This window comes from Streptococcus parasanguinis, assembly GCF_001578955.1.
Lineage (GTDB): Bacteria > Bacillota > Bacilli > Lactobacillales > Streptococcaceae > Streptococcus > Streptococcus parasanguinis_U.
The window spans coordinates 378,537-382,770 of sequence record NZ_KQ969689.1 but is presented as its reverse complement, the minus strand read 5'-3'; the positions used below and the strand labels follow the sequence as shown (position 1 = coordinate 382,770).

At 43.3% G+C, this 4,234-nt stretch carries 5 protein-coding genes; 4 read left to right on the top strand and 1 reads right to left on the bottom strand.

The annotated features are described in order from the left end of the window. On the bottom strand, positions 1–1,397 hold a 1,397-nt coding region (locus tag SPADD19_RS01790; protein WP_423170605.1), incomplete at its 3' end, for a Tex-like N-terminal domain-containing protein. A gap of 155 nt (positions 1,398–1,552) precedes the next feature. Here SPADD19_RS01790 and SPADD19_RS12020 point away from each other — a divergent pair. The 4 genes from SPADD19_RS12020 to SPADD19_RS12340 all read left to right on the top strand — a co-directional run. Continuing rightward, the gene (locus SPADD19_RS12020; protein WP_009731407.1) at positions 1,553–1,699 is read left to right on the top strand and encodes an SPJ_0845 family protein; all 147 of its coding nucleotides are present in this window, start codon (positions 1,553–1,555) and stop codon (positions 1,697–1,699) included. After that, complete coding sequence (locus SPADD19_RS01785; protein ID WP_061455052.1) at positions 1,699–2,604, top strand: permease; 906 nt, start codon at positions 1,699–1,701, stop codon at positions 2,602–2,604. The genes SPADD19_RS12020 and SPADD19_RS01785 overlap by 1 nt, the downstream gene beginning before the upstream one ends. Beyond that, positions 2,601–3,416, top strand: coding sequence for a TIGR03943 family putative permease subunit (locus SPADD19_RS01780; RefSeq protein WP_061455051.1), 816 nt, complete (start codon positions 2,601–2,603; stop codon positions 3,414–3,416). The genes SPADD19_RS01785 and SPADD19_RS01780 overlap by 4 nt, the downstream gene beginning before the upstream one ends. A 193-nt stretch (positions 3,417–3,609) precedes the next feature. Continuing rightward, the coding region (locus SPADD19_RS12340; protein WP_481906732.1) for a glucose-6-phosphate dehydrogenase at positions 3,610–4,234 on the top strand (625 nt) is incomplete at its 3' end.

Here is a 4,234-nt window from a genome sequence, read left to right as displayed (position 1 = left end):
TCCAAACTTTCCGTCAATTTTTTCTGATTGACATCGTGCTGGTATTGACCCACACCGATCGACTTGGCATCGATTTTCACCAACTCAGCCAAGGGATCTTGCAAGCGGCGGGCAATAGAGATGGCCGAGCGTTTTTCAACGGTTAATTCTGGGAACTCATGACGGGCCAACTCACTAGCTGAGTAGACAGAGGCTCCACTTTCATTGACAATGACATAGCGGACCCCTGGATGGTCATGGAGTACTTCAGCGACAAAGGCCTCACTTTCACGGCTAGCGGTTCCATTCCCGATCGCAATAATCTCTACGTCAAACTCCTTGATCAAGGAGGACAAATCTTTCTTGGCCTGCTCGATCTGAGCTGGTTTTGCAGGGGCAACCGGATAGATAACCTGGGTGGCAAGCATTTTGCCTGTCTCATCGACAACCGCTAATTTGGCACCGGTCCGAAAAGCTGGGTCAAATCCAAGGACCACGCGCCCTTTTAATGGAGGGATAAGCAATAGATTCCGTAGATTTTCAGAGAACAATTGAATGGCACCGTCTTCTGCCACCTCTGTCAACTCTGTCCGAATTCGACGTTCAATCGCAGGTACGATTTTTTTCTTAACCGCTTGCTGAATAACGTCATCGACATAGGCATTTTTGCTTTTAAAACGGGCTTCAAAGATGCGAATGATTCGATCCAGATGGTGCTCAAATCCGACTTTAAGAACCCCCAATTTTTCCCCACGATTGAGAGCCAGGGTCCGGTAGCCCTGCATACTCTTAATCTTCTCAGAAAAATCATAGTAGATTTCAAAGGTTCTCTTAGGATCTAAGCTTTCATCCTTCAAGGTTGACGTCATGAGGGAATGACCATGAATTTCTTGATAGGTAAGGGCCCGCAATTGGGTATCCTCTGAAATAGCCTCTACCAGAATATCCACTGCACCAGTTAAAGCAGCGGTTTCAGTTGGGAAGGTCTCACAGGTAAATTTCTGTGCCTCTACTTCCAAGTTTGGACTATTTTGTAGGATGAGACGTGCCAAGGGGAAAAGTCCTGCTTCTCGGGCAATCGTGGCCTTGGTCCGCCGTTTTTCCTTATAAGGTAGATAAAGCTCTTCGACATCTGCTAATTTCTCAGCAGCTTCAATGGCCTGCTTGAGCGCCTCTGTCAGTTTGCCTTGTTCCTCAATCTTAGCAAGGACGGTTTCCTTTCGTTCAGCTAGAGCTGTTAAGGATTTGTCCCGATCAATAATAGCCTTGATCGCTACTTCATCTAAATTTCCCGTCATATCTTTTCGATAGCGAGCAATGAAGGGAATGGTTGAGCCTTCTGCGGTCAGACTCAATACGGTATCGATTTGTTTTAAGCTAACACCCAATTCTTGGGCTATTTTTTCATATTTATCCATAGCTTCTATTATAGCATATTTTACCGTAGCCAAGGCTTCTAGCCACCTATTTGCTAGGGTTTTGTAGAAGTTTCCTCCTTGTCTTTTATGCTCTATTTCCCCCTTGATCTTTCCTTTTTGTTATAATGATAGAAAACGAAAAAGGAGGCCCAAAAATGGCTATTAAATTTTCTAAGACAGATGATCTTGATAAAATGTTTGAAAACTTTGCAAGTTTTCCAGATCTAGAAAAAACAGTTGAATTCCCCGAAGAAAAAAAGAAAGCAGAAACGGCTGCTAAAGATGCAAAGAAGGCTAAGTAATGACATTCTTTCAACACCTTCCCTCTAGCGTCTTGCAGGCTGGGGCTATTTTTCTCTCGATTATTATCGAGGCCCTACCGTTTGTCCTAATCGGAAGTATCATTTCAGGGATTATTGAGGTCTATATCACCCCCGAAAGGGTCTACCGCTTTCTTCCCAAGAATAAATTTGGGCGAATCTTCTTTGGGACCTTTATCGGCTTTATCTTTCCTTCCTGTGAATGTGGAATTGTTCCCATTATCAATCGCTTTCTAGAAAAGAAAGTCCCAAGTTATACTGCTGTTCCCTTTTTGGTGACAGCACCGGTCATCAATCCTATCGTTCTCTTTGCGACCTACTCAGCCTTTGGGAATTCTGTCAAGATGGCCCTCTACCGCGCCCTTGGTTCCCTACTGGTCGCAACGGTACTAGGGATCTATCTTGGTTTTATTCAGACAGATTCGATCCAAAAAGAACATCGTAAGGCTGTACATGAACATGATTTTAGTAGCTTGAGCAAAGGTCAAAAGCTCTTCCAAGTCTTGGTGCAAGCCATTGATGAATTCTTTGATACGGGACGTTACCTGGTATTTGGTTGCCTCTTTGCCAGCCTCGTCCAAGTCTATGTCCCAACACGGATCCTTACTTCGATCAGTGCGACACCGGTTATTGCTATTCTCCTCCTTATGGCCTTGTCCTTCCTCCTCTCACTTTGTAGCGAGGCGGACGCCTTTATCGGCTCCTCTCTTCTGAGTAGTTTTGGAGTAGCGCCGGTGCTGGCCTTTCTGGTGATTGGACCTATGCTTGATGTCAAGAATCTCCTCATGATGAAAAATTATCTCAAGACCCGTTTTATCTGGCAATTTATCGGAATTGTCTGTGGAGTTGTGCTCCTATACTCTTGGATTGTGGGGGTAGCTTTATGATACGATTTTTGATCTTAGCAGGTTATTTTGAGCTCACCATGTATCTTCAATTATCTGGTAAGCTCAATCAATACATCAACTTACACTATTCTTACTTGGCTTATATTTCTATGTTCTTGTCCTTTGTTTTAGCTCTTGTGCAGCTGATCATCTGGGTCAAGCAGATGAAGATCCACAGTCATCTCTCTGGCTTCTGGGCAAAAGTGGCGAGTATTTTCTTGCTCTGTATTCCTTTGTTTGTCGGACTATTTTTCCCTACAGTGACACTGGATTCCCAAACGGTTTCTGCCAAAGGCTACCACTTCCCGGTTGCGGCTGGTTCTTCCAAGGAAATACAACAGGACGAAGGGACAACAACCCAGTATCTCAAACCAGATACTAGTAGCTATTTTACCAAATCTGCCTATGAGTCAGAAATGAAGCAGGCTGCAAAGAAATATGTTGATAAAAAAGTGATCCAGGTGACCAATGAGAATTACATGGAAGTCATGGAAGTTATTTATGATTATCCTGACCAATTTGCAGGAAAGACGATCGAGCTGACCGGCTTTGTTTACAATGACCCCAATAACAAGAACAGCCAATTTCTCTTTCGCTTTGGGATCATCCACTGTATCGCAGATTCCGGAGTCTACGGTCTCTTAACGACGGGGGCTCCGCAGCATTTCGAAAACAATACTTGGATCCATGCGAAAGGAACCTTGTCCATTGAATACCACAAGCAGCTCAAGCAAAGCTTGCCTGTTCTCCACATTAGCGATTGCCAGACCATTACGAAACCGGCCAATCCATATGTCTACCGCGTATTCTGATGGAGCTTCCGTTGTAGATCCAAACATCTTATAACTGTTCAAGCTAGAATCCACATTGATTCTAGCTTTTTCTATGCTTTCCTCTCAAATCCTCTAATCCCATCGGAAAATATTCAGAACAACGATTCCATCAAAGAAATCTTGTGGATTTTATGGTAAAATATGGTTAATAAAATAGGAAATAGGTACTTAAATGTCTTCAAAAGTTATTGTAACCATTTTCGGGGCCAGTGGAGATTTAGCCAAGCGCAAACTCTATCCATCCCTTTTTAGACTCTATAAATCAGGAAATCTATCTGAAAACTTTGCGGTTATCGGAACAGCCCGCAGACCATGGAGCAAGGAATACTTTGAATCAGTCGTGGTAGAATCCATCACAGATCTGGCCGATAGCCCTCAACAAGCTCAAGAATTCGCTAGTCATTTCTACTACCAAAGCCACGATGTCAATGATACCGAACATTACATCGCCCTGCGTGAATTGCAAAACAGCTTGGATGAAAAATACCAAACGGAACACAACAAGGTCTTCTTCTTGTCCATGGCTCCTCAATTTTTTGGAACCATTGCCAAACACCTCAAATCAGAAGGCATTGTGGATGGGCAAGGCTTTGAGCGCTTGATCGTTGAAAAACCTTTCGGTACAGACTTGGAAACAGCTAGTCAGCTCAACAAGGAATTGGAAGAAACCTTTGATGAAGAACAAATCTTCCGGATCGACCATTATCTTGGAAAAGAAATGATCCAAAATATCTTTGCTATTCGTTTTGGAAATCTTATTTTTGATAACCTTTGGAACCGAGATTTTATTGACAATA